Source organism: Cognatundibacterium jejuense (assembly GCF_014284255.1).
GTDB lineage: Bacteria > Pseudomonadota > Gammaproteobacteria > Burkholderiales > Burkholderiaceae_D > Undibacterium > Undibacterium jejuense.
Genome location: NZ_JACOFV010000032.1, coordinates 1 through 1619 on the forward strand (window position 1 = coordinate 1; position 1619 = coordinate 1619).

Annotated in this window: 1 rRNA gene; it reads left to right on the forward strand. The window is 52.2% G+C overall.

Going from position 1 to position 1619, the window contains the following annotated elements:
• Positions 1-40: 40 nt before the first annotated feature.
• Positions 41-1569 (forward strand): 16S ribosomal RNA (locus tag H8K32_RS19745).
• The last annotated feature ends 50 nt before the right edge of the window (positions 1570-1619 follow it).

A 1619-nucleotide genomic window follows, 5' to 3' on the forward strand; every position in this document is an offset into this window, starting at 1 on the left:
GCAAGGACAGGGTTCAGAAATGAACACAAAAACAGAGATTAAACTGAAGAGTTTGATCCTGGCTCAGATTGAACGCTGGCGGCATGCCTTACACATGCAAGTCGAACGGCAGCGCGGGGCAACCTGGCGGCGAGTGGCGAACGGGTGAGTAATATATCGGAACATACCCTAGAGTGGGGGATAACGTAGCGAAAGTTACGCTAATACCGCATACGCACTAAGGTGGAAAGTGGGGGATCGCAAGACCTCATGCTCATGGAGTGGCCGATATCTGATTAGCTAGTTGGTGAGGTAAAGGCTCACCAAGGCGACGATCAGTAGCTGGTCTGAGAGGACGACCAGCCACACTGGAACTGAGACACGGTCCAGACTCCTACGGGAGGCAGCAGTGGGGAATTTTGGACAATGGGGGCAACCCTGATCCAGCAATGCCGCGTGAGTGAAGAAGGCCTTCGGGTTGTAAAGCTCTTTTGTCAGGGAAGAAACGGTGGTCTCTAATATAGACTGCTAATGACGGTACCTGAAGAATAAGCACCGGCTAACTACGTGCCAGCAGCCGCGGTAATACGTAGGGTGCAAGCGTTAATCGGAATTACTGGGCGTAAAGCGTGCGCAGGCGGTTATATAAGTCAGATGTGAAATCCCCGGGCTCAACCTGGGAACTGCATTTGAGACTGTATGGCTAGAGTGTGTCAGAGGGGGGTAGAATTCCACGTGTAGCAGTGAAATGCGTAGATATGTGGAGGAATACCGATGGCGAAGGCAGCCCCCTGGGATAACACTGACGCTCATGCACGAAAGCGTGGGGAGCAAACAGGATTAGATACCCTGGTAGTCCACGCCCTAAACGATGTCTACTAGTTGTCGGGTCTTAATTGACTTGGTAACGCAGCTAACGCGTGAAGTAGACCGCCTGGGGAGTACGGTCGCAAGATTAAAACTCAAAGGAATTGACGGGGACCCGCACAAGCGGTGGATGATGTGGATTAATTCGATGCAACGCGAAAAACCTTACCTACCCTTGACATGTCAGAAATCCCGAAGAGATTTGGGAGTGCTCGCAAGAGAATCTGAACACAGGTGCTGCATGGCTGTCGTCAGCTCGTGTCGTGAGATGTTGGGTTAAGTCCCGCAACGAGCGCAACCCTTGTCATTAGTTGCTACGAAAGGGCACTCTAATGAGACTGCCGGTGACAAACCGGAGGAAGGTGGGGATGACGTCAAGTCCTCATGGCCCTTATGGGTAGGGCTTCACACGTCATACAATGGTACATACAGAGGGCCGCCAACCCGCGAGGGGGAGCTAATCCCAGAAAGTGTATCGTAGTCCGGATTGTAGTCTGCAACTCGACTACATGAAGTTGGAATCGCTAGTAATCGCGGATCAGCATGTCGCGGTGAATACGTTCCCGGGTCTTGTACACACCGCCCGTCACACCATGGGAGCGGGTTCTGCCAGAAGTAGGTAGCTTAACCGTAAGGAGGGCGCTTACCACGGCAGGGTTCGTGACTGGGGTGAAGTCGTAACAAGGTAGCCGTATCGGAAGGTGCGGCTGGATCACCTCCTTTCTAGAGTAGCGCTGTAGTTGAGTGTTCACTTTTATTGACTGTTAAATTAG